Raw genomic sequence first — 26066 nt, 5'->3', positions numbered from 1 at the left:
TCTCACCCCGGAAAACTACAACGGGAGTATTCTACTCGTTCCGAATAAGAACGAGCAAATATCATGGAGACCCGCTACACCCTTGGGCTGGACATCGGCATCGCCTCGGTCGGCTGGTGCCTGCTCGGCGAAGATCGCATCATCGACCTTGGCGTCCGCGCCTTCGACAAGGCCGAAACCGCCAAAGAAGGCGACCCGCTCAACCTGATCCGACGCCAAGCTCGCCTCGCACGTCACCGGCTTGCCCAACGCGCCTGGCGGCTGAAGAAACTGGCCCGCGAACTCACGCACCACGGCCTGATTGCGGACAAGCGGCTTTTCCATCCCGAGAATCCGTCTGTGGTTTCCCCATGGCAACTTCGGGTCGCGGGACTCGATCGTTTGCTGGCGCCCGAGGAATTGGCTCGCGTCATCTACCACCTGTGCAAGCATCGGGGTTTTCACTGGATCAGCCGCGCCGAGGAAAAGCAGGCGGATGGCGATGCCAAAAGCGAAGGCGGCAAGGTTAAACAGGGGCTGGCCGGCACCAAACGTCTGATGGAAGAAAAGGGTTACCGCAGCATCGCGGAAATGGTGCTGGCCGAGTTTCCCGACGCACAACGCAACAAGCGCGGCGAATACACCAAGGCACTGTCGCGCGTTCTTCTGGGTGATGAACTGAGAAAGCTGTTCGCCGAACAAGGGCGCCTGGGCAACCCGTTTGCCAGCGAATCGCTGGAAGCCGCCATTCTCGGCAGCGGCGACCGCAAGAGCGGCCTGTTCTGGATGCAGAAGCCACCGCTCTCGGGTGCAGCGTTGCTCAAGATGCTTGGCAAATGCACTTTCGAGAAAGACGAATATCGCGCCCCCAAAGCCAGCTTCACCGCCGAACGCCACGTCTGGCTCACCCGCCTCAACAACCTGCGTATCGTTTTCGATGGCGAGACGCGGCCGCTCAATGCGCAGGAACGTGCTATTGCCCTGCCGCTGCCTTATCAACAGGCAAGCGATCTCACCTACAAGCAACTCCACAACGCCCTGGTCAGGAGCGGCCTGCTGCCGGAAACATTCGAATTCGCCGGCCTGCGCCATACCAAGGACGGGAAAGACCCCAAGTCGGAAAAACTCGTCAAGCTCCCGGCCTGGCAGGAACTTCGCGCCACACTCAAGGCCGCCGGGCTGGAAACCGAGTGGGAAGGACTCGCCGGTGCCGCTTGTCGCGGTCAACCGGAAATATTGGACGAAATCGCCCGCGTGCTCAGCATCTACAAGGACGATGACGAAGCCCGCGCTGAATTGAGCAAGCTGGCGCTCCCCAACCACGAAAAGATGGTCGAGTCCCTGCTCGACATCCGCTTCGACAAGTTTCACGCGCTGTCGCTGAAGGCGTTGTACAAGATCGCGCCCCACATGGAGGGCGGCTTACGTTACGACGAAGCATGCGCCGAAGCCGGCTATCACCACAGCCAGTTGCACAAACCGGAGGACAAAAAGGAACTGTACCTGCCGCCGCTCTACGAAAACCATCGCGGCAAGGAGCCTGGTGAAGTCGACAAGATGATCTTCAGCGAGCGCATTGAAAGGGAGACTCTTGGCGGAATACCACGTAACCCGGTCGTGCTGCGGGCGCTGAATCAGGCGCGCAAGGTGGTCAACGCCATCGTCCGCCGCTACGGTTCGCCACTGGCCGTCAATATCGAGATGGCGCGCGATCTTTCCCGGCCACTGGATGAGCGCAACAAGATCAAGAAGGATCAGGACGAATACCGGGCGCGGAATGAACGTGACAAGGCCTTGTTTACCGAAGAATTTGGACAGACCCCGAAAGGCGGCGAGTTCGAGAAATTTCGCTTGTATCGCGAACAACTCGGCAAATGCGTTTACTCACTGGACGCCATCGACCTCGAACGCCTGCTCGAACCCGGCTATGTCGAAATCGACCATGCCTTGCCCTATTCGCGTAGCTTCGACGACAGCAAGAACAACAAGGTTTTGGTGCTGGCCAGGGAAAACCGCGACAAAGGCAACCGCACGCCCTACGAATACCTGGGTGGTGCGGAAAACAGCCTGCGCTGGCAGCAGTTTGTTGCCTTCGTCGAATCGACCAAGGCGTATCGCCTCGCCAAGCGCAGCCGCCTGCTACGCAAAGAGTTTGGCGTCAAGGACGCCGAGGAATTCAAGGAACGCAATCTCAACGACACCCGCTACATCTGCAAATTCTTCAAGAACTACGTCGAGCGCTATTTGAAGCTGGCGGAAGGCAGCGAGGCCAAACGCTGCGTCGTCCTCAGTGGGCAGATGACGGCCTTCCTGCGCGCCCGCTGGGGCATCCACAAAATCCGCAGCGAAAGCGACCGCCACCACGCGCTGGATGCTGCCGTCGTTGCCGCCTGCACCCACGGCATGGTCAAGCGCTTGGCCGATTACTCGCGCACCAGGGAACTGACGCAGGTTCACACCGGCTTCGTCGACACGACCACCGGCGAAATCGTCGACCCGGCGATGTTCCGGCAGCTCAAGCAGCATTTCCCCGAGCCGTGGCCGCACTTCCATCACGAACTCGAAGCGCGGCTGAAAATCGACGATGAGTCCGTGCTGCGTAACGAAATGACTCACCTTGGCACCTACGACGCGGCGGCACTCGACGAACTCCGGACGCTGTTCGTCTCGCGCTCACCGCAACGCCGCAACGGTGGCGCCGCGCACAAGGACACCATCTACGGTCAACCGGAAATAATGCGCGAAAAAGGCAGCGTCACGCAGAAAGTGCCACTCGCCAGCCTGACGCTGAAAGACCTCGACAAATTGATTGACCCACACCGCAACGCCAGGCTCTACGACGCCATCCGCGAACGGCTGGAGGCCCACGGCGGCAAGGGAGAAAAAGCCTTTCCCGCAGACAAGCCATTACGCAAACCAGACCGTGACGGCAATCCGACCGGCCCCATCGTGCGTTCTGTCACTAAAGTGATCGACAAACTCTCCGGCATCCCGGTACGCGGCGGCATTGCCAAGAACGACAGCCTGCATAGGTTAGACGTTTTCACCAAGACGAGTAAGTTCTACCTTGTTCCGTCATACGCGCATCATCGAGTTGCCAAGGCGCTACCAAACTGCACGGCGGATGGCGAAACACAAGTCGACGATAGCTTTCAGTTCCAGTTCTCGATACATCCGAACGATCTTGTACGAGTAGCCTTGGGGGGTGGCGAGTCAATCATCGGTTACTTCAAGGGCTACGGAGGCCCACCCAATCCATCTAACATCACGCTTCAGGTACACGACCGCAATAAGAATGGGCACCGGCGGGCAAACGACAAAGGCGAAATTCCGAGTATTGGCGTAAGAACTGCCCTGGCTCTTGAGAAATTCCACGTCGACGTCCTCGGCAACATCCACCCCGCCCCGCCAGAGAAACGCCGTGGGCTGGCGTAGCGTGATGATTTCCCGGCCAGCCAGGCTGCGCCGGGAACATTTCTCCCTCGCCATCGAGCAGGAACAAACGGCCTTCGTTCCTTTCGAGGACATCGCGGTGATCGTGCTCAACCACCGCGAAATCGCGCTGACCCATCCGGTACTCTCGGCCTGTGCAGAATACGGCATCGGCCTTTACGCCACCGGCAGCAATCACCAGCCCAGTGGCGTATTCCTGCCCTTCCTGTCGCACTCGCGAACCACGCGCCTGATGCGCAAACAACTCGACATTGCCCGACCTCTGGCCAAACAAGCCTGGGCCAGCATCGTCCGGCGCAAGATTGAAAACCAGTCGGGCTGCCTGCGTTTTTGCTCCAAAAAGGGCGTTGACCGCATGGATTCATACGCTCGTCGCATCCGCTCCGGCGACCCGGAGAATCTTGAAGGCCAGGCCGCCGCCTTCTATTTCATCCAACTATTCGGCCCCGGCTTTCACCGCGCCGAAGAGCGCTGGGCCAATGCCGCCCTCGATTACGGTTATGCCGTCCTGCGCGGCGCCATCGCCCGGGGACTGGTGGCTCATGGTCTGCATCCGCCCATCGGACTCTTCCATGCCAGCGAACAGAATGCCTTCAACCTCGCCGACGATCTGATCGAACCCTTCCGTCCGCTGGTCGATCTTCACGTTGCCAAGCACCCGGCAAGCACCGAAGGCGATCTGGCTCCGCAGGACAAGGCTGCGCTGGTCGCGTTGCTCAATGTGGATGTCGGCATGCCACAAGGCAAGATGTCCGTCCTCTCGGCCATCGAATACGCAGTCGAAAGTCTCGCCCGGCTTTACGAGCAGGAAGAAAGCACTCTCGAACTGCCGACGCTGGTCGGCTTGCAGGCACACGTGCTGGAATGCTGAGGCATGGGGCTGGAGACTCGACGCTTCATGCGACTACTCGTCTTCTTCGATTTGCCCATGGTCACCAAGACCGAGAAGCGTGCCTACGTCCAGTTCCGCCGCTTCCTGCTCAATGACGGCTACGACATGATCCAGTGGTCGGTCTATGGCCGCATGCTCAATGGCAATGACGATCAGGACAAACACCTCAAACGTTTGGTGGACAGCCTCCCACCCGCTGGCTCGGTGCGTTGCATGACAGTGACCGAAAAGCAGTTCGCCGGAATCAAACTGCTGGTCGGAATACCGCTTTTTCAGGAAAAAAAGGTTCCGGCAAACCAAATGTTGCTCTTCTGATTCACGTTTAACCAAAAAAAATTCCCGTCCAGCTACGCCGGGCGGGAATTTAGGGTCAGTCTATTGTAGCTTTCCGGGGTGAGAGAGGGAGCTACAACTAAAAAGTGGACCCTAGGATGTTGGGGCCTATTGTAGCTTTCCGGGGTGAGAGAGGGAGCTACAACGGCAGGAGTATTCGTAGTCGCCAGCGCAACATTGTAGCTTTCCGGGGTGAGAGAGGGAGCTACAACCGTGCGCTGGCGCTTCATCCTGCCCAGCTCATTGTAGCTTTCCGGGGTGAGAGAGGGAGCTACAACTCCTCGTAATTGACGTAATTCACAATCTGCATTGTAGCTTTCCGGGGTGAGAGAGGGAGCTACAACGCCGCGCGTCTTGCGCTCCGGGTATTTCGCATTGTAGCTTTCCGGGGTGAGAGAGGGAGCTACAACGACGTGGTTGCCGCCTCGTCTGCGCTAAAGATTGTAGCTTTCCGGGGTGAGAGAGGGAGCTACAACGCGTCTCAGGAGATACGTCAATAGCGCCAGATTGTAGCTTTCCGGGGTGAGAGAGGGAGCTACAACTCAGGCCATGCAATCGCCACAGGAATGCCGATTGTAGCTTTCCGGGGTGAGAGAGGGAGCTACAACGGGTTCAGGCCGCAGAGTTCAAGGCCGGACATTGTAGCTTTCCGGGGTGAGAGAGGGAGCTACAACGTGCATTCGAGGCGGCCTTTCTGGACGTCGATTGTAGCTTTCCGGGGTGAGAGAGGGAGCTACAACGTGGCACGGCCGCGCCGATGGGACAACTGGCATACTTCATGAATTCCTGACTCTCACCAAGCCGACATGAAGGTTATCCGCTGCCGTATGTCAGTCCGAACGCACCGAGCCAGGCCGACATTCGGCAGGCCAACCCCGAGGCTCGTTGCGGGGCCATCACCGGCCGGCCGTGGCTGATGTCCTCGGTCGGATGGAAGACCGGGCATGCCGGACAGACGACGATCACGCTCACCGGGTTGCGCCTCAATTTCGGCAAAGTCCGCGAGGTTCGGCGAGGTGTCTCCGTGCAACTTACGGCTTGGGCTTCCCGCACTGCGAGGCAGTTGACCTGCGCCACCGTTTGGCCTCTCGTCCGCGATTATCTCGAGCGGGCCCTCGCCGATAGCGGACCTCTTCTATCTCGTCGACTCGGCCGATGTCATGCGAAGGGAATCGGCCAACTGCGGTTTATGGGTTCATTTGTTGCCAACAATTCGCAGCCTTTCGACAATTTCGGGAATCGTCGCATCGCTTTCCGGCAGGCGGCACAGTTGGCGGCGGGCCTCAGCGTAGCCCGAGAACGTCCTGCATGTCGAACAGGCCGTTGCGGCGGCCAGCCAGGAAGCGTGCCGCGCGCATGCTGCCCAGCGCATAAGGCATGCGGCTGCCCGCCTTGTGGGAAATCTCGACCCGTTCGCCAATGCCGCAGAACATCACGGTATGGTCACCGACGACATCCCCGCCACGAACCGTGGCAAAGCCGATGGTCGACGGGTCGCGTTCGCCCGTCACGCCCTCGCGGCCATAGACGGCGCATTCCTTGAGATCCCTGCCGAGGGCGCCAGCGACCACTTCGCCCATGCGCAACGCGGTGCCCGATGGCGCATCAATCTTCATCCGATGGTGCGCCTCGACGATCTCGATGTCGTAGCCCTGATTCAGGATGCGCGCGGCGGTATCCAGCAGCTTGAAAACGAGGTTGACCCCGACGGCCATGTTCGGCGCGAAGACAATCGAGATGTCGCGGGCCGCTGCGGCAATTTTTTCCTTGCCTTCTGCTTCGAAGCCGGTGGTGCCGATCACCATCCCCACCCCCGCCTGGCGGCACAGTTCGAGATGTGCAAGCGTGCCCTGCGGCCGGGTGAAATCGATCAGACAGTCGATCGCGGCGAGGCCGCCGGCGAGATCGTCGCTGACCCCGACTTCGCTCGCCAGACCGGTCAGTTGCCCGGCCGTCTGGCCGATGGCGGCGCTCCCCGGAACGTCGAACGCGCCGGCCAGCGTCACTCCTTCATCCTTCAGGGCCGCCTCGAGCAGCATGCGACCCATGCGCCCACCGGCCCCCAGAATACCGATTCGTGTTCCGCTCATGATCAGAATCCGACAGACTTTATCAAACCCTCGATGAACCCCGGTCCTTCAGGAGGAGGCATCGGCGGTGCCGACCCGTCGCTGGGCAGGGTGCCATAGTCAACCACCCGCGTCCGCGCGGTCGGCACGGCGAGTTCCTCGAGGTCGGCCACCTCGACGTCGCCCGACGCCCTTTCGAGACGATTGTCCTTGTCGAAATAGACCGAAAACTGGCGGGTTTCGACTTCGCCGCTCCGGCCCTTGCGGTAGCTGTAGACATAGTCCCAGCGCTGCTGGTGGAAGACGTCGGCAAGCAACGGGGTCCCCAGGATGAAACGCACCTGTTCTCGCGTCTGGCCCGGCTTGAGTTGGGCGACCATTTCCTGCGTCAGTACATTGCCCTGCTGGACATCGATCTTGTAGGGATTGAAACTGCCGCACGCCGCAAGCAGCGAGCAGGCGGCACCGAGAATAAGCAGGCGGGAACGGAACATGCGGGAATCCGAATTTCTCTAACAGGTTCGAAGCGTTATATCATACCCGAATTGATGGCACCCCCGCCTCCAACCACCGACGGAAAACAATGAGCGACCCGCAAAGCCTCAAGAACATGGGGCTCAAGGCCACCTTCCCGCGCCTCAAGATCCTCGAACTGTTCGAGAAGGGCACGTTACGCCACATGACGGCGGAGGATGTCTACCGAATGCTCGTCGCCGAGAACATGGATATCGGGCTGGCGACGGTCTACCGGGTGCTGACGCAGTTCGAGCAGGCGGGACTGCTCGAGCGTCATTTTTTCGAATCGGGCAGGGCCGTTTTCGAGATCAATCACGGCAAGCATCATGACCATCTGGTGTGCGTCGATTGCGGCCACGTCGATGAATTCTACGACCCGGAAATCGAGCGCCGGCAGAATCTGGTGGCCAGCGAGCGCGGCTTTGTCATCCAGGACCATGCGCTCTATCTTTACGCGCAGTGCACCAAGGCGGACTGCCCCAACCGCAACAAGGGAAGCAAGTCTTGATTGATCCCGCCGATTTGCTGGCTGGCAACTGGCTGGCTTCCGCCGGAACGTCTTTCATCCTCGTTGGACTTGCCGAAATCGGCGACAAGAGCCAACTGGTGTGCATGACCCTGGCGGCGCGCCACCGTGGCCTGCCGGTGGTCATTGGCGCGATTGCGGCGTTCGCCGTTCTCAACCTGCTGGCCGTCCTGTTCGGCGCCGCCGTCGCCGCCTGGCTTCCGGAATGGCTGGTCATCGTGGCCGTGGCCATCCTTTTCGCCGGCTTCGGCATCAGCGCCCTGCGCTACAAGGAAGACGGCGACGATGAAACGGTTGAGGAAAAGCCCGGGCACGGAATCTTCGCCACGGCCTTCCTGCTCATCTTCCTTGCCGAATTCGGCGACAAGACCCAACTCGCGGTCGCCGGCCTCGGCAGCACCAGCGAACCCTCCGCGGTATGGGCCGGCGCCACGTTGGCCTTGGCCATCACGTCGATCCTCGGTGTCTTCGCCGGCCGCAAGTTGCTCAACCGCCTGCCCCTGCTGTGGATCCACCGGATCAGCGGCGTCTTTTTCCTGCTGCTGGCGATCTTCGCGGTAACCCGGCTGTTCTGAGTTCGGTTTTTTGCCAATTTTCCGAGTTGACCGCGGCAGTTCGTTGGCAACGTCATTTCTCAGCGGCATTCCAAAGGCAGCGGGATCAGGCCGCTTTCTCTGGACAAGCTCTGGGGGTGAGCCATTTTCGAACATCTTTCGGGGTCGACCGCGACCTGCGGGCAGCAGCCTTGGAAGGTGGCCAACATGCCGTGGCGGATCAAAGAAGAGACCAAGCGTGGGCTGCGCGTGGTAACTGCCTTCCCCTGTGGCGAGTCCTGCCTGCTGCTGATTCGGGCTACCCCCCCACGACATAACCCGGGCAAACGGGATGAATTTTTCCCCGGCATCAACTGTTGCATCGCTTGACGCACGAGGCTCTATTCGGGTGTAGGATAGCCAAAGTCAAAGCTGTCCCCGGCACTATCGACAAGGAGCCTTCGTAATGCGTTCGATGTTGCGTTGCATCGCCGCGATCTTCGCCGCCACGCTGCTGCTCGTTGCGGCGCCGGTTCGCGCCGCGGATCCTACCGCCTTCACCGTCGAGCAACTGGATCAGATGCTGGCCCCGATCGCCCTGTTCCCCGACGCCCTACTCTCGCAGGTGCTGATGGCCGCCACCTATCCGTCGGACGTCGTGCAAGCAGCCGACTGGGCATTCGCCAACCACAATCTGGAGGGTGACGCGGCGGTCAAGGCGGTTCAGGACAAGCCATGGGATCCCAGTGTGCAGTCGCTGGTCGCTTTCCCGCAGGTGCTCGCCATGCTGGGCGAGAAGCCGGAATGGGTTCACGACCTTGGCGATGCTTTCCTGGCACAACCCGAGGCCGTCATGGATTCCGTGCAGTTTCTCCGATCCAAGGCGAAGAATGCCGGCAACCTGAGCTCCAATGAACAGCAGATTGTCACCGTTGAGGCCGCGCCACCGCCGCCGCAGACCATCGTCGTCAATGCGCCGCCACCACCGACCCAGATCATCACCATCGCCCCGGCAAATCCGCAGGTGATCTTCGTTCCCGTCTACAACCCGGTGCACGTCTTCGGTCCCTGGTGGCACCCGATGTATCCGCCATTGTTCTTCCCGCCGCCGCCGCGCTGGGGATTCGGCTGGAATCCGGTCGGCAACGCCATCTGGTGGGGCGTCGGCATTGGCGTCACGTACGCGTTATGGGGCGGTGTCGACTGGCGGCGCCGTAACGTCAACATCAACGTCAATCAGTGGAACAACATCAATGTCAACAACCGCATCACGTCCAATAACCGGAACGTGAACTGGAACCACAATCCCGGCAACCGGAGGGGCATCCCCTACCGGGATGCCGCGACGCGCGATCGCCTGCAGAACGCGGTTGGCGAGCGCGGCGGACGTCAGGATTTTCGCGGGCGTGAGGATCAGCGCGCGCAGGCGCGGGCGGCACTGAGCGATCGCATCGGCGCCGAGAACCTGGATCGCAATGCGCTGCGTGACATCGACCGCAGCCAGATTCCGCAGCGGCCAGCGGCTGGCGCCGTCACGCCGGCGCGGGATCGCGCGGCCAACCTCGACCGTGGGCAGTTGCAGGACCGCGCGGCCGGCATCGACCGAAATCAGGTACGGGATCGTGCCGGCAATATCGACCGCGGCCAGGTTCAAAATCGGCCAGCCAACGTCGACCGCAATCAGGCGCGTGACCGGGCCGCCAACATCGATCGCAACCAGGTGCAGAACCGTGCCGCCAATGTCGACCGCGGCCAGGTGCAGAACCGGGCCGCCAATATCGACCGCAATCAGGTGCAGAATCGCACCGCCAATATCGACCGCAATCAGGCGCGTGACAGGGCGGCCAACATTGACCGCAGCCAGGTGCAGAATCGCACCGCCAATGTCGACCGCAATCAGGCGCGTGACCGGGCGGCCAACATTGATCGCAGCCAGGTGCAGAACCGTACTGCCAACATCGACCGCAGCCGCGCGCAAGACCGCAACGCAAGCGCCGCACGAACCAACCGCGACAATGCACTGCGTGGCGCCAACGATGGTCGCCAAACCCGGCAGCAAACCGACCGCGGCGCTGCGAGCCAGGCCGCCCAGCGGCGCGCGGCGACGAACAGAAACGCCAATGCTGCCCGGCCGGCGGCAGGCGCCGCTGGCAGGCGCCAGCGGTAATCATGAGCCTCGCGATGGAATATCAGACGATGAACAATCGATGGATCAAAGGCGCGTTCGCGCTGCTGTTCGCCCTGCTTCTGGCGATGCCCTGCGGCGCCGGCACGCGGAAGATATTCTCCTCGCCGGAAGCCGCCGCGGACGCACTGGTCGACAGCCTTGCACGCTACGACGATGCGGAACTGCGGGCGGTGCTCGGCCACGACCATCAGCAACTCATTCCGCTCGACGACTTTTCTGCCGACGATCGCCTCGCCTTTCTCGAGGCTTGGGCAAAGGGCCATCGTATCCAGATGGTGAGCGATGCGGATGCGCGCCTCGAACTGGATGGTGGCTGGACGCTGCCAATACCCATCGTCCGCACCGGCGCCGGCTGGTCGTTCGATGTGCGGGCCGGGCGGGAAGAAATGCGCACCCGCCGCATCGGACGCAACGAACTGGCGGCAATCCAGAGCATGTACGCCTATGTGGAAGCGCAACAGGAGTACGCTAAGCAGGATCGCAACGGCGATGTCGTGCTCGAGTACGCACAGAGGGTTCTGAGCTCACCCGGCACCCGGAACGGCCTCTACTGGCCAGCGGCAGCCGGTGATCCCGAGAGTCCGCTCGGACCGCTATTTGATACGAAGGACCTGAAGGATGGCTACAACGGCTACCGCTTCAGGATACTCAAGGCGCAGGGAGCGGCCGCAAAAGGCGGCGCCCGCAACTACGTCAATCACGGGCGAATGACCGATGGATACGCGCTGGTTGCCTGGCCCGCCCGCTTCGACGAAACCGGCTTGATGACCTTCATCGTCAACCAGGACGGCGTCGTGTACCAGAAGTACCTTGGCCCCAATTCAGCCGCCATTGCAAGCGCGATGACACGGTTTGACCCAGACCCTTCCTGGACCGCACTTCCCGCACCTTGAGGCAGGGATACGAGATGAATCGGGCTGGGTTCCGGCCACCAGCCGGGAGTGCGCCATTTTCAAGCGCATTCGCGAGTTGACCGCGCCGCAAGGAAAACCACGAGACAGACCTTGTCCCGGATTGCTCAGATTTGACCATTCCGCGAGAGAAGTATCGCGATTGGACGCGTCCCGGAAAACTCGGCGAAAACGAGCACCATGCATGCGGTGATGGGTACCGCCAGGAAGGCTCCGGGGATGCCCCACAGGGCCGACCACACGGCCAGGCTCACAAGAATGACGAAGGGGCTCAGATTCAGCGAATTGCCCATCAGATAAGGGTCGAGGAAAAACCCGATCACAAACTGCGTTGCCGAGAGGGACACCAGGACGACCAGCGCGATACCAAAATCGGCAAACTGCATCGTCGCGAACGCAACGGGAAAAACGACGCCCAAGACCGAACCAAGGTAGGGAACATAATTCAGCATCCCGATCAATACCGCCCAGAACGCCGCAAATTCGACGCCGATAAATTCCAGGACTGCCCAACTGACCAGGCCTTGTATGACGCTTACCACGGTCTTGAGCGCGAGATACGCACCAATCCTGGCGTTGATTTGCGCGATGATCTTCTGTATCTGGAGGACGTTCTGCGGATCACTGGAAATCCTGGCTATCTTGGTCGAAAACGTACGCTGCTCAATTAGCAGGAAGACAACATACAGAAGGACGACAACCAGGGTGGAGACGATTGCCGAAACCGAAAGCATGGTCGATCCGATGAGTCTCTGCGTATTTATTTGTGCAAGTACGTCCTGACGGAGAGCGGTCCAGGTGGGAGCCAATTCGACACCCAGCCTTTCGGCGACGCCCTGGATGGCATTGAGCAGTGACGCGGCATACTTCGGCGCCAGCGCCGAGACATTGCCAATACTGCCAGCCACGAGCGAGGCAATGCCGGCAAGCATCAGGGCAATCACCAGGGCTGACAAGAGATGGACGATCTGGGGAGGCAAGAAACGCCCGACGAGCGGGAGCCTCACAAGCATTCGGGCAAGACCGACTATGACGTAGACGACGAGGACGCTGAATACGATCGGAACGAAAACACCTTTTCCGATATAGAGCACCCAGCCAATGGCCAGCGCGAAGAACAACCCGTACACAGTGCCTTGAAAACGCGCGTTCATGGCGACATGAGCCTTGCAATCGGGAACAGTCCCGGTTTTCGGAAATAGCGCCGGGCGTGGTTCATGGTTCGGAGTCTGGCACAGTCGAACCCGCCCCGGAGAAGGTGCCTTTTGCGTGCAACAGTTCCCGCGCATGCTCCAACGTGATGTCCGTTACCTCGACCCCGCCGAGCATGCGGGCGATTTCGCGAACGCGCCGTTCGTCATTCAGAGATTCAATGGCGCTGAGCGTGACGCTGTCGCGCGTCGTCTTGCTGACCTGCCATTGCCATTCCGCGCGCGCCGCGACCTGCGGCAGGTGTGTCACGCACAGCACCTGGCGTTCGCCGCCGAGCTCGCGCAGCAGGCGGCCGACGATTTCGGCGACGCCGCCGCCGATGCCGACATCGACCTCGTCGAAGATCAGTGTCGGCACGCTGGCCGAACGCGAGGTCAGGACCTGGATGGCCAGGCTGATACGCGACAGTTCACCACCCGACGCGACCTTGGCCAGCGGCTTCGCCTCCAGCCCGGCCAGCCCGCCGACGCGGAATTCGACCTGCTCCAGACCGTGGGCGGCACCCTCGGCGAGCGGCAGCAACTCCACCTCGAAGCGCCCGGACGCCAGCGCCAGCTTCTGCATCAGCGAACTGACCGCAGCCGCCATCTCGCCGGCAACGCGCTGCCGCCCGGTCGAAAGTTCACGGGCCAGATCCAGGAAATCGTCGTGCGCGGCCGCGGCCCGCACCGCCAGCAACTCGAGGTTGGCGGCGGCGCTGAGCGTCTCCAGCCGCGCCTCCCAGCCGGCCAGCAGCCCGGGAAGCTCGGCCGGCGGCACGCGATACTTGCGGGCACAGGCGAGCACCGCTTCCAGCCGCCGCTCGACTTCCGCCAGGCGTGCCGGGTCGAGGTCGACCCGATCAGCATAACGGCGCAAGGTCGACACCGCTTCCGCCAGTTCGGCCTGCGCCGATTGCAGCAGACCAGAGACCTCCTGCAGCGCCGGGTCGTAGCTCGCCAGGGAATCGAGCCGCGTCGCCACGCGATCGAGCGTGCCCGAGCAGGCAATTTCGCCATCGGCCAGCGCCACTAGCGCAAACTGGGCGCCGTCGATCAAACCCGCTGCATGACCCAGGCGCCTGTGCTCGCTTTCGAGGCCCATCCATTCGTCCGCGGTGAACGCCAGCGCCGCCAGTTCGCGAACCTGCCATTCAAGCTGCTCGCGCTCGCGTTCCAGCGTCGCGGCGCCGGTCGCGGCCAAATTCAGTGTCTGCTCGGCTTCACGCCATATTCGATAAGCCGCCGCAACCTGCTGCGCCAGACCGGAGAGCCCGGCATGCGTATCGAGCAGCGCCCGTTGCGCATCGGCACGCAGGAGCGACTGGTGGGCATGCTGCCCGTGGATGTCGACCAGAAATTCGCCCACCTCGCGCAACTGCTGGGCGGTCGCTGGCGAGCCGTTGATGTAGCCGCGCGAGCGGCCGCCGGCATCGAGCACGCGGCGCAGCAGCAGTTCGTCATCGCCATCGAGGTCGTTGGCCGCAAGCCATGCCGCTACCTGCGGCAGACAGCCGATCTCGAAAGTGGCCGCGAACTCTGCCTTGTCGCAACCGGCGCGAACGACACCGGCATCGGCGCGGCCGCCGAGCGCCAGCGCCAGCGCGTCGATCAGGATCGACTTGCCGGCTCCGGTTTCCCCGGTCAACGCGCCAAAACCGCGCGAAAATTCGAGTTCCAGCCGATCGACGATGACGAAGTCGCGAATCGCAAGATGGCGCAGCATCAGGTGCCCTCGGGGCGCTCGCTCCAGTGCAGTTTCTGGCGGAGCATTGCAAAGTAACTGTAACCGGGAGGATGCAGGAAACAGATGGTGTATTCGGAGCGCTTCAGGCGGACACTGTCCCCCGGCTGCAGGTCATGCGTCACCTGGCCGTCGAAGTGAACGCGCGAGTCATCGGCCTGGATGATGCGAACTTCGATGTTGACCTGATCATTGACCATGATCGGCCGGTTGGTCAGCGCATGCGGGCACAGCGGCACCAGCGCGATGCCGGTCAGCGTCGGGTGCAGGATCGGCCCGCCGGCCGACAGCGAGTAGGCGGTCGACCCGGTCGGCGTCGCCACGATCAGGCCGTCCGAACGTTGGTTGTAGATGAATTCGCCGTCTATCGACAGCTCGAACTCGATCATCCGGCCGATCGCCCCCTTGTCCACGACGACGTCGTTGAGCGCCAGGTTGGCAGCGATTTCCTTGCCGTCGCGGAACACATCGGCATCGAGCAGCATCCGGTTCTCGGTGCTGAAACGTCCGTCGAGCAGATGATCCATGCAAGTCAGCATGTCGCTGCGCGCGATGTCGGTCATGAAGCCGAGGCGGCCCTGATTGACCCCGACCAGCGGCACCCGATAGCGCGCCAGACGGCGCGCCGCGTCGAGCATCGTGCCGTCGCCGCCGATGACGATGGCGAGATCGGCATGCGCGCCAATGTCGTTGAAACCGCAGGTGACCCAGCGCGAAAGGTCGACCTGGCGACCGACGTTCTCGGCCGTCTCGCGCTCGATGAAAACGGAAATCCCCCGCTCGTGCAGGTATTCCGCAAGCTGGCGCAGGGACTCGGCGATTTCGCGACTATGGTACTTGCCGACCAGCGCAATGGTCCGCGGTGAGCGGTAGGAGGCGAAGCTGGAGTTCATGGCGCGAATTCTTGCACAAAAATGCTCTGTCGCACCGACGCGGGATTTATGGGGCCGACTAGCGATGCTCATTGTGAGCAAAGCTGCTCAACGATATACTATCCCCCTGGATAGGATATGCGACCATGACTACACACATCTCACACCCGGAAATCATCAAGCGGCTCAAACGAGCCGAAGGTCATCTCAAAGGTATCGTCAGCATGCTGGAAGAGGGGCGCGGCTGCCTTGAAATTGCGCAGCAGCTTAAAGCAGTCGAGAACGCCATCATCAACGCCAAGAAAACCTTGGTTCATGACCACATCGACCATTGCCTTGAAAATGCCGTGCGCGCAGGCACCCAAAACGCGGACGACACCATCCGCGAGTTCAAGGCCATCACCAAATACCTGTAAGGAAACCCCATGACTGAGTTTTCCGCCCTGCTGCAGCAGGGCAATGCCTGGCTGTTCGTCCCGAGCGCCATCCTGCTCGGTGCGCTGGACGGTCTCGAACCCGGCCATTCCAAGACGATGATGGCCGCTTTCATCGTCGCCATTCGCGGCACGGTGACCCAGGCCGTCCTGCTTGGGTTGTCGGCAACGATTTCGCACACCGCCGTGGTCTGGGCGGTGGCGATGGCCGGCTTGTATTTCGGGCGTAACTGGGATACCGAGGTGACTGAATCCTATTTCCAGGTGGCGTCCGCCGTGCTCATCGTTGGCGTTGCGCTATGGATGATGTGGCGGACATGGCGGCAGGGGCAGGCGGCGCAAGATCATGATCACGACCATGGTCATGACGAGACCAAACTCATTGACACAGGCCACGGTGTGGTGCGGCTGGCAGTATTCGAGGAGGGCGTACCGCCGCGTTTCCGGCTGTCGCGCGAGAGCCAGCACGGGCACTTCTGGACAGCCGACCAAGTGAGGGTCGAGACGGAACGGGCTGACGGTAGTCGCCAGACCTTCACCTTCGTGCAACGCGATGGCTTTGTTGAGTCCGAGCAGGAGATTCCGGAGTCGCACGAATTCGTCGCCCGCCTTCGTTTGGGCCATGAGTTCCACAGCCATGACTATGATGTGGAGTACGTCGAGCACAACCACCATCACCATGCCATCAAGGACTACGAGGGACTGGACGTGTTGGCACCGGGCTATCAAGACCCGCATGAACTGGCGCACGCCAACGACATTCGTCGCCGCTTCGCCAATCGGGAGGTGACGACCGGCCAGATCATCATGTTCGGGCTGACCGGCGGGCTGATTCCCTGCCCCGCCTCGATCACCGTGCTGTTGCTGTGCCTGCAACTGAAAGAATTCGCACTCGGTGCCACCCTGGTCTTGTGTTTCAGCATCGGCTTGGCGCTGACGATGGTTGCGTCAGGCGCGCTCGCAGCCCTGAGCGTGAAACACGTGTCCACACGCTGGAGCGGCTTCGGGGAGTTTGCGCGAAAAGCTCCGTACTTCTCTGGTACGCTGATTCTTTTGGTCGGCTTGTATGTTGGTTATCAAGGGATACACGCCTTGGTGTAATACCCCTCCGGAAAGCAACGGTTCTTTGTACAATGCCCTGTCATGCTCGATGACCGCTCCCGCACCCTTCTCAAGGCCCTGGTCGAACACTACATTGCCGACGGCCAGCCGGTCGGTTCGCGCGCGCTCTCCAAGTTCTCCGGGCTTGACCTGTCACCGGCAACGATCCGCAACGTCATGGCCGACCTCGAAGAGGCAGGTTTTGTCGCCAGCCCACATACATCGGCTGGGCGCGTTCCGACGCCGCGCGGCTATCGGCTGTTCGTCGACAACCTGCTGACCGTGCGGCCACTTGAAGTACGCCAGTTGGGTGCGATGGAGGAGGCCCTCCACGGTCAACCGGCAAATAGGGTCATTTCCAGCGCCTCGCAACTGCTCTCCAACCTCACCCACTTCGCCGGGGTCGTCATGGCGCCGCGGCGCTCGCCAGGTCGCATCCGGCAGGTCGAATTTCTCAACCTGACCGAGAAGCGCATCCTGCTCATCATCGTCACCACCGACGGCGACGTCCAGAACCGGATACTGGTGACCGAAAGGGCACATTCGGCTGCGGAACTGGTCAACGCCGCCAACTACCTGAACCAGAATTTCGCCGGCCTCGATTTCGAACAGATCCGCCACCGCCTCTCCGCGGAAATCCTGCAACTGCGCGATGACATGAGGCCACTGATGGAACTGGCGCTCGCTGCCGGCGACGAAGCACTTTCAGACAACTCGGCGCCTTGCGTGATCTCTGGCGAACACAACCTGCTCGATGTCGAGGAGCTGTCGTCGAACATGAAACGCCTGCGTGAACTGTTCGACCTCTTCGAGCAGCGCTCCAGCCTGATGCGCCTGCTCGATGTCTCCAATCGCGCCGCCGGGGTCCAGATCTACATCGGTGGCGAATCGGGTATCGCCCCGCTTGACGAATGCAGCGTCATCGCCGCGCCCTACGCCGTCGATGGCCAGGTCGTCGGCTCGGTCGGCGTCATCGGCCCGACGCGCATGGCCTACGAGCGCGTCATCCCGATCGTCGACATCACCGCCAAGCTGCTGTCGAGCGCCCTCTCCAACCAGAATAATTACTGATGTCCAAAATCAAGCCCGAACCGCCGCACAAACACGGCACCCCACCCGGCACCGCGGTGCTCCTCGTCAACCTGGGCACGCCGGAAGCGCCGACTGCCCCCGCCCTCAAACGCTACCTGCGCCAGTTTCTCGGCGACTCGCGCGTCGTCGAAATTCCGCGTGCGATCTGGTGGCTGATCCTGAACGGCATCATCCTCAACACCCGCCCGAAAAAATCCGCCGCGAAATACGTTTTGGTGTGGCTAGCCGAAGGCTCGCCCCTGAAGGTGCACACCGAGCGCCAGGCCAAGTACCTCGCCGGCTATCTTGGCGAACGCGGCCTGCAGGTCACCGTTGCCCCGGCAATGCGTTATGGGGCGCCGGCAATTCCCGACGTTCTCGATCGCCTCAAGGCGGCCGGCAATACCCGCATCCTGGTTCTGCCGATGTACCCGCAATACTCGGCGACCACTACCGCGACCGTCGTTGACGATGCCTGCCGCTGGTTGCTGACCCAGCGCAACCAGCCCGAGATGCGTTTCGTCCGCAATTTCCACGACGACCCGGCCTACATCGCGGCACTCGCCCAGACGGTGCTCGATCACTGGCAGAAACACGGCCGGCTGTCGGCCGGCAACCAGTTGATCATCAGTTTTCATGGTCTACCGCGGCGCAATCTCGACCTCGGCGACCCGTATTACTGCGAATGCATGAAGACCGGCCGCCTGCTGGCCGAACGCCTCAACCTCGATGCCGAGCAGTACAAGATTTGCTTCCAGTCGCGCTTCGGCAAGGCGGAATGGCTGCAGCCCTATACTGCGCCGACCCTCGAAGCACTAGGCAAGGCCGGCACGCAGCGCGTCGATGTGATCTGTCCCGGCTTCGTTGCCGACTGCCTGGAAACGCTGGAGGAAATCGCCATGGAAGGCAAGGAATCCTTCCTGACTAGCGGCGGCAAGGAATTCCACTACATCCCGGCGCTCAATGAGGACCACGGCTGGCTGGCGGCGCTGACCTCTTTGGTCGAGCGCCACCTTTCCGGCTGGCCGTCGAAAGAACAATCCGATCCTGAAGCGCTGGCCGCTTCGGTCCGGCTGGCCAAAACGCACGGCGCAGCCTCTTGAAACCGGCAAAGTCGACCTGATATCAGAGTTTTCTGATACGAAGGAAACGCCATGAGTGAATCCATGCACGTCGTCTGCCCGCATTGCGATGCCGTCAACCGCCTGCCGGCGGAGCGGCTCGCCGAGAATCCAAATTGCGGCCAGTGCCGCAAGCCCCTGTTCGCCGGCGCGCCGCTCGACCTGACCGCCGCCAATTTCGATCGCCACATCGGGCGCAGCGACTTACCGGTCGTCGTCGATTTCTGGGCGCCGTGGTGCGGCCCGTGCCGTTCGATGGCGCCGGCTTTTGCCAGTGCGGCCGGCGAACTGGAACCGGCCGTCCGCCTGGCCAAGGTCGATACCGAAGACCAGCAGCAACTGGCCGCCCGCTTCAACATTCGCAGCATTCCGACCCTGGCCATTTTCAAGGGCGGCCGCGAAGTCGCTCGTCAGAGCGGTGCGGTCGACGGTGCAACGCTGAAGCGCTGGGTTCGCGCGCAAATCTAAATTCGTTTTTTCGTGCGGAGGAATTACTTCGGCGACAACTCGAGATCGATCCCCGAACCGGGGCCCGACCGCGTGGAACCCGCCATCAGACTCCTGGTGCTCTCGACCGCAGGCGCGCCGACAGCCGCCGCGATGCCATTGACCGTGCGCATGCGGTCGATCATCCGTCCCAGCAGCGCGGTTCGCATGCGCTCCTGCAATTCCTCGGAGGCCAGCGCCAGCGCGGCGGCATTGATTTCGAGAAAGAGCGAGTTCTCGAGGGTAACCACGCTTGCGGAGCGATCGTCGCTGGTCGGATGCAGATACGCCACCTCGCCGATCACTTCGCCTTTTCCCAGACGGCACAGCGCGCGGCCGGCGATCGAGATCTCCACATAACCCTCGATCAGGACGCCGAAAATCCGGCTGGCCTCGCCTTCGCGAATGATCATTACACGGGGAGCAATCTCGCGCCAGACGGATATCCGCAATATCTCCCAGAGTTCGACGTTCTCGAAGTCGATGAAGAAGTCGAGCTTTCTGAGTACTTCGAAGTGCCGGGTGTCCTGGACGGTCTCGTCGTCCTCGAGGATCTGGTAGCGGACCGCCGCCAGATCCTTGGCGAATTCGGCGCCGTTCCGGTAGCGGCTGTAAAGATCCTTTTCCAACGCCTTGCGCAGAATGGCGTTGAGACCCTCGGGAAGGCTCGGATTCAGCGAGGTCACGTCCGGCGCGTCGGTATTGATGATGCGATAGATCAGTGTCGCCTGGTTTTTGGCGCGGAACGGCAGACGCCCGGTCAGCATCTGAAACATGACCACACCGAGCGAGTAAAGGTCGGTCTTCTGGTTCAGCGCATAACCCTTGATCTGCTCCGGCGACATATAGGATGGCGACCCCACGCCCATGATGAAGGTCGAGTCGCGGTCCACGTTCTTGTTCAGATTGAGCGCCAGTCCGAAGTCGACCAGCTTCGGCTCGTCGTTGGCAGCCACCAGGATGTTGGCCGGCTTGATATCGCGATGGATGATTCCCTGGCGGTAAGCGCTGTCAAGCGCCATGCAGCACTTGAAGATGATCCCGATGACCCTGTGCAACGGCAGCAACTTGTCGATCCGGGTGTGCGTCTCCAGCGTGAAACCCTCGACGTACTCCATCGCCAGAAAGGCGAACTCATCCTTGACAACTCCTTCGTAGACCTTAGCGATGTTGGGATGCTTGAGACGCCGGGAAACCATTTGCTCGTTCCCGAACAGCTTGCGCAAGCGGCGCGACATGGCCGCGCAGTCCTTGCCGAAACGGATGACCTTGACGGCAACCGGGCGGTTCGAATCGGGACTCACGCACAGGTACACGATAGCCGTCGCCCCTTTGCCGATTTCCCGGATGACCCGATACTTGCCTATCTGTTCCATGCGCCTGTGGAAAGTCGATTCAGGGGCGTCATCGTAGCATGCGGCCGGCCTTCAGGTCACCGCTTCCCCGCAGCCAATAAACGCGGCTTGGCTCTTGAAACCCGGACAAGCACCCCCATATGAGTTAGCAGATTTTTTTGGAGAATCGCGCATGACCACCCCCGAGAATACCCAGGAACTGCTGCTAGGCAGCGAACCCGCCAGCGAGGAGACTTTAGCACCGGCAACGGGCAAGCATACCGACACTCTGCCCGGCATCGAGGAACAAATCCGCCAGCTGGAATTGCTGGCAGCCGAGCATTACGACGCGTGGCTGCGCGCCAAGGCGGAAGGGGAGAATATCCGACGCCGCGCCCGGGAAGACATTTCCAAGGCGCACAAATTCGCCGTGGAAAAGTTTGCCGGCGAGCTGCTGGCCGTCAAGGACAGCCTCGAAGCTGCTCTGGCGGTACCGGAGCAGACTGCCGAGAGCTTCAAGGCAGGGGTGGAATTGACCCTGAAGCAACTCATCTCCGCCTTCGAGAAGAATGCGCTGACCGAGGTCAACCCCGTAGGCGAGAAGTTCGACCCGTACGTGCACCAGGCCATTTGCATGGTCGACTCCGATCAGGAGCCCAATACCGTGGTCACCGTACTGCAGAAGGGTTATCTGATCGCCGAGCGCGTGCTGCGCCCCGCGCTGGTTATGGTTGCCAAACCCAAGTCTTGAAATCCGGGGCACTGCCCCCAAATCCCGAATATCACAGTCATTCGCATTTAGCAAAGGAACAGAACATGAGCAAGATCATTGGCATTGACCTCGGCACCACCAACAGTTGCGTCGCCATCATGGAAGGCGGCACGCCGAAGGTTATCGAGAACTCAGAAGGCGCGCGTACCACGCCATCCGTCATCGGCTATGCCGAAGACGGCGAAATCCTGTCAGGCGCCCCGGCCAAGCGCCAGGCCGTCACCAACCCGAAGAACACGCTGTACGCCATCAAGCGCCTGATCGGCCGCCGCTTCGAAGAGAAGGAAGTGCAGAAGGACATCGCCCTGATGCCCTTCAAGATCGTCAAGGCCGACAACGGCGACGCCTGGGTTTCCGTACGCGACAAGAAAATCGCCCCGCCGCAGGTCTCGGCAGAAGTGCTGCGCAAGATGAAGAAGACCGCCGAAGACTACCTCGGCGAAGAAGTCACCGAAGCGGTCATCACCGTGCCGGCCTACTTCAACGACAGCCAGCGCCAGGCCACCAAGGACGCCGGCCGCATCGCCGGCCTCGAAGTCAAGCGCATCATCAACGAGCCGACCGCGGCCGCCCTCGCCTTCGGCATGGACAAGACCAGCAAGAAGGACCGCAAGATTGCCGTCTATGACCTCGGCGGTGGCACGTTTGATATTTCCATCATCGAAATCGCCAATGTCGATGGCGAAACGCAGTTCGAAGTGCTGGCCACCAACGGTGACACCTTCCTCGGCGGCGAAGACTTCGATCAGCGCCTGATCGACTACATCATCGACGAATTCAAGAAGGAGGCCGGCGTCAACCTGAAGGCCGACGTGCTCGCGTTGCAGCGCCTCAAGGAAGCGGCCGAAAAGGCCAAGATCGAGCTCTCCTCCGGCCAGCAGACCGAAATCAACCTGCCCTACATCACTGCCGACGCCTCGGGCCCGAAACACCTGGCGATCAAGATCACCCGTGCCAAGTTTGAGTCGCTGGTTGATGAACTGGTCGAGCGCACCACCGCGCCGTGTATGACCGCGCTCAAGGATGCCGGCTGCAAGGTCGGCGACATCGACGACATCATCCTGGTCGGCGGCCAGTCGCGCATGCCCAAGGTACAGGAGAAGGTCAAGGCGATCTTTGGCAAGGAGCCACGCAAGGACGTCAATCCGGACGAAGCCGTTGCCGTCGGCGCTGCCATCCAGGGTGGCGTGCTGCAGGGTGAAGTCAAGGACGTGCTGCTGCTTGACGTGACACCGCTGTCACTCGGCATCGAAACCCTGGGCGGCATCATGACCAAGCTGATCCAGAAGAACACGACGATCCCGACCAAGGCCTCGCAGACCTTCTCGACCGCCGACGACAACCAGGGTGCGGTGACCATCCACGTACTGCAGGGCGAGCGCGAAGTGGCTTCCGGCAACAAGAGCCTGGGCCAGTTCAACCTCGAGGGCATCCCTCCGGCACCGCGCGGCGCGCCGCAGATCGAAGTCACCTTCGACATCGACGCCAATGGCATCATGCACGTCACCGCCAAGGACAAGGCCACCGGCAAGGAAAACAAGATCACCATCAAAGCCAACTCCGGCCTCTCTGAAGCCGAAATCCAGGCCATGGTCAAGGACGCCGAACTGCACGCCGAAGACGACAAGAAAGTGCATGAGCTGGCCGATGCCCGCAACTCGGCTGACGGCATGGTGCACATGGTCAGGAAGTCCCTGGCCGAGTACGGTGACAAGCTTGATGCTGCTGAAAAGGAAGCCATCGAGAAGGCGATCAAGGACCTCGAGGGCGTACTGCGTGACGGCGACAAGGACACCATCGTCGCCAAGACCGAAGCGTTGTCCACAGCCGCCCAGAAAATGGGTGAAAAGATGTACGCGCAGCAGCAGGCCGAAGGCGCCGCTGCCGGTGCAGCCGGCGCCGGCCAGCAACAGGCCGGCGGCGAAAAAACCGTTGAAGGCGACGTCGTCGATGCCGAATTCACCGAGGTGAACAAGGACAAGAAGTAACTTCCGGCCCCACAGCCCGGCGTCGAGCCCGCGGAAACCCTCCGCCGGCGCTCGGCGCCTTTGTCAATTGATGGGTACAAAAGTATGTCAAAACGTGATTTTTACGAGATTCTCGGCGTCAACCGCGACGCTTCCGACGACGAGATCAAGAAGGCCTACCGCAAACTGGCCATGAAACACCACCCCGACCGCAACCCGGACAGCCAGGGGTCGGAAGAAAAATTCAAGGAAGCCAAGGAAGCCTACGAAATCCTGTCCGACAGCCAGAAGCGGGCAGCTTATGATCAGTTCGGCCACGCTGGTGTCGATCCGCAGGCCGGCATGGGTGGCGGTTTCGGCGGCGGTGGCGGATTTTCCGATGCCTTCGGTGGCATTTTCGATGAAATTTTCGGCGGTCGCGGTGGTGGTGGAGGTGGACGTTCAAACGTGTACCGTGGCGCCGACCTGCGCTACAACCTCGAAATCTCGCTCGAACAGGCGGCACACGGCACTGAAACCAAGATCCGCATTCCGACCATGGAAGCCTGCGAGCCATGTAACGGCAGCGGGGCCAAGGCGGGCACACAGCCGAAAACCTGCCCGACCTGCAACGGTTCCGGCCAGGTGCGTCTGCAGCAGGGATTTTTCTCGATTCAGCAGACCTGCCCGAAGTGCCACGGCACCGGCCGCTTCATCGCCGAACCGTGCAAGACCTGTGGTGGTGCCGGACGCACCAAGCAGCACAAGACACTATCGGTCAAGATTCCCTCCGGGGTCGACGAGGGTGATCGTATCCGGCTCGCCGGCGAAGGCGAACACGGGGTCAATGGCGGCCCGCCGGGCGACCTCTACGTGCAGATCCACCTCAAGCAGCATCCGGTGTTCACCCGCGACCATAACGACCTGCATTGCGAGATGCCGATTTCGTTTACGAGCGCTGCCCTCGGTGGCGAAATCGAGATTCCGACCCTGGATGGCGCCGCCAGCATCAAGATTCCCGGCGAAACACAGTCGGGACGCGTCTTCCGCCTGCGCGGCAAGGGTATCAAGGGGGTGCGCAGCCACACCCACGGCGATCTGATGTGCCATGTGGTCGTCGAAACGCCGGTCAACCTGACCGACCGCCAGAAGGAACTGCTGCGTGAACTCGAGGAATCGAGCCGCGACAGTGGCGCCAAGCACAACCCACGCGCCAAATCGTGGATGGACAAGGTCAAGGAATTCTTCGAGGACTGACCTGCTTCACCTTGCAGTGAAGGCTAACTCGCACAGCAAGTTAAGGGGCGAAGCACGATCCGGAACTGCAAGGTGAAGAAATTCTTCGAAGACTGATGCATTTATGCCATGATGCTGGCCAAGCAGCCTGCACCGGGTGTTCCCCCTGCCGTGTTTCGGCTGTTAGAATCTGTCGACTCACACAGGGGAACCAACAATGCATTTTGTCAAGCAATTGCTTACCGTTGCCGCGATTGCCTTTTCTTCGCTCAGCGCAGCCGAGTCGGGCGTCACGGAAAACAGGATCACGCTGGGCATGTCGTCCCCCTTCTCGGGTCCGAACGGCGCCTACGGCACCGAAATGCGCGAGGTAATCGAGCATTATTTCGATCAGGTGAACAAAGGCGGCGGCGTCAACGGCCGTAAGCTCGCGCTCGTCGCACTCGACGATGGCTACGAGACCGACCGCACGGTGGCCAATACCAAAGCTCTGATCGACGACAAAAAAGTCTTCTCGTTGCTGGCTTTCTACGGCTCGAGCCCGACGACCGAAGCAATGAACAAGGTCTTCGGCCCGGCCAGGGTGCCGCTGGTGGGAACCATATCCGGGGCAGGTTCGCTGCGCGAGCCGATTTCGCAGAACCCGAGCAGCCGTTACATGTTCAACGTCCGGGCGAGCTATGCCGACGAAACCGAAGCCATCGTCAACCAGATCGTGTCCTTTGGCCTCAAGAATATCGCCGTCTTCTACCAGAACGACGGTTTCGGCAAATCGGGCCTGGATGGCGTGACGGCGGCGCTGAAAAAGCACAACCTTGCCCCGTCGGCAGTCGCCACGGTCGAGCGCAACTCGACCGAGGTTGCCAGCGCCGTGGATACCATCGCCAAGACCAAGCCGCAGACGGTGATCATGGTGACGCTCTACAAGCCTACGGCAGCCTTCGTCAAGGCCATGAAGGCTGCCGGGCAGAGGCCGATGTACATGACCCTGTCACCGGTCGGCACCGAGCAACTCGTCAAGGAACTCGGCGCCGACGCGCGCGGCATCGGGATTTCGCAGGTCATGCCCTACCCATGGAACGACATCGTCCCGGTGGTTCGCGACTATCAGAAGCTGATCGGCAACAAGGCCAGTTCTTCGTACTACGGGATCGAGGCTTATATCATGGCCCGCATCACGGTCGACGCGTTGCGCAGGGCCGGCAAGGATCCGACCCGCGAGAAATACATGGAGGCTCTCGAGAGCACAAACATGGACCTGGGCGGCTTCCGCGTCACGTTCAGCCCCAGCAACAGGCAGGGTTCGCGCTTCGTCGAAATGACCGTCATCGGACCGGGCGGCAAGATTCTCAGGTAAGA

The 26066-nt window shown here is 61.3% G+C and carries 22 protein-coding genes and 1 CRISPR repeat array; of the genes, 16 read left to right on the top strand and 6 right to left on the bottom strand.

The window, feature by feature from the left end; all coding sequences use genetic code 11:
• The first annotated feature begins 63 nt into the window (after positions 1-63).
• The 3 genes from cas9 to cas2 are packed head-to-tail and all read left to right on the top strand — an operon-like array spanning position 64 to position 4639.
• On the top strand, positions 64-3414 hold the full coding sequence (gene cas9 / locus IPP03_19030) for a type II CRISPR RNA-guided endonuclease Cas9 (protein ID MBL0354644.1): 3351 nt from the start codon (positions 64-66) through the stop codon (positions 3412-3414).
• 4 nt (positions 3415-3418) lie between these two features.
• Positions 3419-4303 carry a type II CRISPR-associated endonuclease Cas1 gene (gene cas1 / locus IPP03_19025; protein MBL0354643.1) on the top strand — a complete coding sequence of 295 codons (885 nt, stop codon included), beginning with the start codon at positions 3419-3421 and terminating at the stop codon, positions 4301-4303.
• Between the two features lie 27 nt (positions 4304-4330).
• Positions 4331-4639 carry a CRISPR-associated endonuclease Cas2 gene (gene cas2 / locus IPP03_19020; GenBank protein ID MBL0354642.1) on the top strand — a complete coding sequence of 103 codons (309 nt, stop codon included), beginning with the start codon at positions 4331-4333 and terminating at the stop codon, positions 4637-4639.
• Positions 4640-4701: 62 nt separating this feature from the next.
• Positions 4702-5397: direct repeats of the CRISPR family, unit length 36 nt; unit sequence ATTGTAGCTTTCCGGGGTGAGAGAGGGAGCTACAAC.
• A gap of 543 nt (positions 5398-5940) precedes the next feature.
• Here cas2 and dapB read toward each other — a convergent pair.
• Positions 5941-6747: a 4-hydroxy-tetrahydrodipicolinate reductase gene (gene dapB, locus IPP03_19015; protein ID MBL0354641.1), complete on the bottom strand. Its 807-nt coding sequence runs from the start codon at positions 6745-6747 to the stop codon at positions 5941-5943.
• 2 nt (positions 6748-6749) lie between these two features.
• Positions 6750-7220 carry an outer membrane protein assembly factor BamE gene (locus tag IPP03_19010; GenBank protein MBL0354640.1) on the bottom strand — a complete coding sequence of 157 codons (471 nt, stop codon included), beginning with the start codon at positions 7218-7220 and terminating at the stop codon, positions 6750-6752.
• A gap of 89 nt (positions 7221-7309) precedes the next feature.
• Here IPP03_19010 and fur point away from each other — a divergent pair, with 89 nt between their 5' ends.
• The 4 genes from fur to IPP03_18990 all read left to right on the top strand — a co-directional run bounded on the left by fur (position 7310) and on the right by IPP03_18990 (position 11382).
• On the top strand, positions 7310-7750 hold the full coding sequence (gene fur, locus IPP03_19005) for a ferric iron uptake transcriptional regulator (protein MBL0354639.1): 441 nt from the start codon (positions 7310-7312) through the stop codon (positions 7748-7750).
• A complete protein-coding gene (locus IPP03_19000) occupies positions 7750-8343 on the top strand; it encodes a TMEM165/GDT1 family protein (protein MBL0354638.1) in 594 nt (197 codons plus the stop codon). Before fur ends, IPP03_19000 begins: the two co-directional genes overlap by 1 nt.
• Before the next feature lie 433 nt (positions 8344-8776).
• Positions 8777-10468, top strand: a complete 1692-nt coding sequence (locus tag IPP03_18995) for a DUF3300 domain-containing protein (protein MBL0354637.1) — start codon at positions 8777-8779, stop codon at positions 10466-10468.
• Between the two features lie 29 nt (positions 10469-10497).
• The gene (locus tag IPP03_18990) at positions 10498-11382 is read left to right on the top strand and encodes a DUF2950 domain-containing protein (GenBank protein ID MBL0354636.1); all 885 of its coding nucleotides are present in this window, start codon (positions 10498-10500) and stop codon (positions 11380-11382) included.
• Positions 11383-11507: 125 nt separating this feature from the next.
• Here the strand turns inward: IPP03_18990 and IPP03_18985 are convergent, their stop codons facing one another.
• The 3 genes from IPP03_18985 to IPP03_18975 all read right to left on the bottom strand — a co-directional run bounded on the left by IPP03_18985 (position 11508) and on the right by IPP03_18975 (position 15227).
• Entirely contained in the window at positions 11508-12521 is a 1014-nt protein-coding gene (locus IPP03_18985; protein MBL0354635.1) for an AI-2E family transporter, read from the bottom strand.
• Positions 12522-12615: 94 nt separating this feature from the next.
• A complete protein-coding gene (recN, locus tag IPP03_18980) occupies positions 12616-14316 on the bottom strand; it encodes a DNA repair protein RecN (GenBank protein ID MBL0354634.1) in 1701 nt (566 codons plus the stop codon).
• Positions 14316-15227: an NAD kinase gene (locus tag IPP03_18975; protein MBL0354633.1), complete on the bottom strand. Its 912-nt coding sequence runs from the start codon at positions 15225-15227 to the stop codon at positions 14316-14318. Before IPP03_18975 ends, recN begins: the two co-directional genes overlap by 1 nt.
• Positions 15228-15352: 125 nt before the next feature.
• Between IPP03_18975 and IPP03_18970 the strand changes: the two genes are divergently transcribed.
• Genes IPP03_18970 through trxC form a run of 5 tightly spaced genes read left to right on the top strand, consistent with a single transcriptional unit; the run spans position 15353 to position 19401 of the window.
• Complete coding sequence (locus tag IPP03_18970; protein ID MBL0354632.1) at positions 15353-15622, top strand: metal-sensing transcriptional repressor; 270 nt, start codon at positions 15353-15355, stop codon at positions 15620-15622.
• Between the two features lie 9 nt (positions 15623-15631).
• A complete protein-coding gene (locus IPP03_18965; protein MBL0354631.1) occupies positions 15632-16741 on the top strand; it encodes a nickel/cobalt efflux protein RcnA in 1110 nt (369 codons plus the stop codon).
• 42 nt (positions 16742-16783) lie between these two features.
• The gene (gene hrcA / locus IPP03_18960; protein ID MBL0354630.1) at positions 16784-17812 is read left to right on the top strand and encodes a heat-inducible transcriptional repressor HrcA; all 1029 of its coding nucleotides are present in this window, start codon (positions 16784-16786) and stop codon (positions 17810-17812) included.
• A complete protein-coding gene (locus IPP03_18955; GenBank protein ID MBL0354629.1) occupies positions 17812-18915 on the top strand; it encodes a ferrochelatase in 1104 nt (367 codons plus the stop codon). The genes hrcA and IPP03_18955 overlap by 1 nt, the downstream gene beginning before the upstream one ends.
• Positions 18916-18966: 51 nt before the next feature.
• Positions 18967-19401, top strand: coding sequence for a thioredoxin TrxC (gene trxC, locus IPP03_18950; GenBank protein ID MBL0354628.1), 435 nt, complete (start codon positions 18967-18969; stop codon positions 19399-19401).
• A gap of 23 nt (positions 19402-19424) precedes the next feature.
• Here trxC and IPP03_18945 read toward each other — a convergent pair whose 3' ends face one another.
• A complete protein-coding gene (locus tag IPP03_18945; protein MBL0354627.1) occupies positions 19425-20795 on the bottom strand; it encodes a protein kinase in 1371 nt (456 codons plus the stop codon).
• Positions 20796-20946: 151 nt separating this feature from the next.
• On the opposite strand from IPP03_18945, the gene grpE reads away from it, so the two are divergent.
• The 4 genes from grpE (at position 20947) to IPP03_18925 (ending at position 26064) form a co-directional block, all read left to right on the top strand.
• Positions 20947-21504 (top strand): nucleotide exchange factor GrpE, encoded by a 558-nt coding sequence (gene grpE / locus IPP03_18940; GenBank protein ID MBL0354626.1) that lies wholly within the window; start codon positions 20947-20949, stop codon positions 21502-21504.
• 65 nt (positions 21505-21569) lie between these two features.
• Entirely contained in the window at positions 21570-23513 is a 1944-nt protein-coding gene (gene dnaK / locus IPP03_18935) for a molecular chaperone DnaK (protein MBL0354625.1), read from the top strand.
• 84 nt (positions 23514-23597) lie between these two features.
• Positions 23598-24728 (top strand): molecular chaperone DnaJ, encoded by a 1131-nt coding sequence (gene dnaJ, locus IPP03_18930; GenBank protein ID MBL0354624.1) that lies wholly within the window; start codon positions 23598-23600, stop codon positions 24726-24728.
• A gap of 196 nt (positions 24729-24924) precedes the next feature.
• On the top strand, positions 24925-26064 hold the full coding sequence (locus IPP03_18925) for an ABC transporter substrate-binding protein (GenBank protein ID MBL0354623.1): 1140 nt from the start codon (positions 24925-24927) through the stop codon (positions 26062-26064).
• Positions 26065-26066 lie beyond the last annotated feature (2 nt).

Source organism: Candidatus Dechloromonas phosphoritropha, from assembly GCA_016722705.1.
Taxonomy (GTDB): domain Bacteria; phylum Pseudomonadota; class Gammaproteobacteria; order Burkholderiales; family Rhodocyclaceae; genus Azonexus; species Azonexus phosphoritrophus.
This window is presented reverse-complemented; position numbering and strand designations above follow the sequence as displayed.

Coding starts and splice junctions, on each gene's coding strand:
- grpE (MBL0354626.1), top strand. CDS start 20,947: ATGACCACCCCCGAGAATACCCAGGAACTGCTGCTAGGCAGCGAACCC.
- IPP03_18990 (MBL0354636.1), top strand. CDS start 10,498: ATGAACAATCGATGGATCAAAGGCGCGTTCGCGCTGCTGTTCGCCCTG.
- hrcA (MBL0354630.1), top strand. CDS start 16,784: ATGCTCGATGACCGCTCCCGCACCCTTCTCAAGGCCCTGGTCGAACAC.
- IPP03_19010 (MBL0354640.1), bottom strand. CDS start 7,220: ATGTTCCGTTCCCGCCTGCTTATTCTCGGTGCCGCCTGCTCGCTGCTT.
- cas2 (MBL0354642.1), top strand. CDS start 4,331: ATGCGACTACTCGTCTTCTTCGATTTGCCCATGGTCACCAAGACCGAG.
- recN (MBL0354634.1), bottom strand. CDS start 14,316: ATGCTGCGCCATCTTGCGATTCGCGACTTCGTCATCGTCGATCGGCTG.
- IPP03_18995 (MBL0354637.1), top strand. CDS start 8,777: ATGTTGCGTTGCATCGCCGCGATCTTCGCCGCCACGCTGCTGCTCGTT.
- IPP03_18925 (MBL0354623.1), top strand. CDS start 24,925: ATGCATTTTGTCAAGCAATTGCTTACCGTTGCCGCGATTGCCTTTTCT.
- IPP03_18975 (MBL0354633.1), bottom strand. CDS start 15,227: ATGAACTCCAGCTTCGCCTCCTACCGCTCACCGCGGACCATTGCGCTG.
- dnaK (MBL0354625.1), top strand. CDS start 21,570: ATGAGCAAGATCATTGGCATTGACCTCGGCACCACCAACAGTTGCGTC.
- IPP03_18955 (MBL0354629.1), top strand. CDS start 17,812: ATGTCCAAAATCAAGCCCGAACCGCCGCACAAACACGGCACCCCACCC.
- IPP03_18945 (MBL0354627.1), bottom strand. CDS start 20,795: ATGGAACAGATAGGCAAGTATCGGGTCATCCGGGAAATCGGCAAAGGG.
- trxC (MBL0354628.1), top strand. CDS start 18,967: ATGAGTGAATCCATGCACGTCGTCTGCCCGCATTGCGATGCCGTCAAC.
- IPP03_18965 (MBL0354631.1), top strand. CDS start 15,632: ATGACTGAGTTTTCCGCCCTGCTGCAGCAGGGCAATGCCTGGCTGTTC.
- fur (MBL0354639.1), top strand. CDS start 7,310: ATGAGCGACCCGCAAAGCCTCAAGAACATGGGGCTCAAGGCCACCTTC.
- dnaJ (MBL0354624.1), top strand. CDS start 23,598: ATGTCAAAACGTGATTTTTACGAGATTCTCGGCGTCAACCGCGACGCT.
- cas1 (MBL0354643.1), top strand. CDS start 3,419: ATGATTTCCCGGCCAGCCAGGCTGCGCCGGGAACATTTCTCCCTCGCC.
- cas9 (MBL0354644.1), top strand. CDS start 64: ATGGAGACCCGCTACACCCTTGGGCTGGACATCGGCATCGCCTCGGTC.
- dapB (MBL0354641.1), bottom strand. CDS start 6,747: ATGAGCGGAACACGAATCGGTATTCTGGGGGCCGGTGGGCGCATGGGT.
- IPP03_18970 (MBL0354632.1), top strand. CDS start 15,353: ATGACTACACACATCTCACACCCGGAAATCATCAAGCGGCTCAAACGA.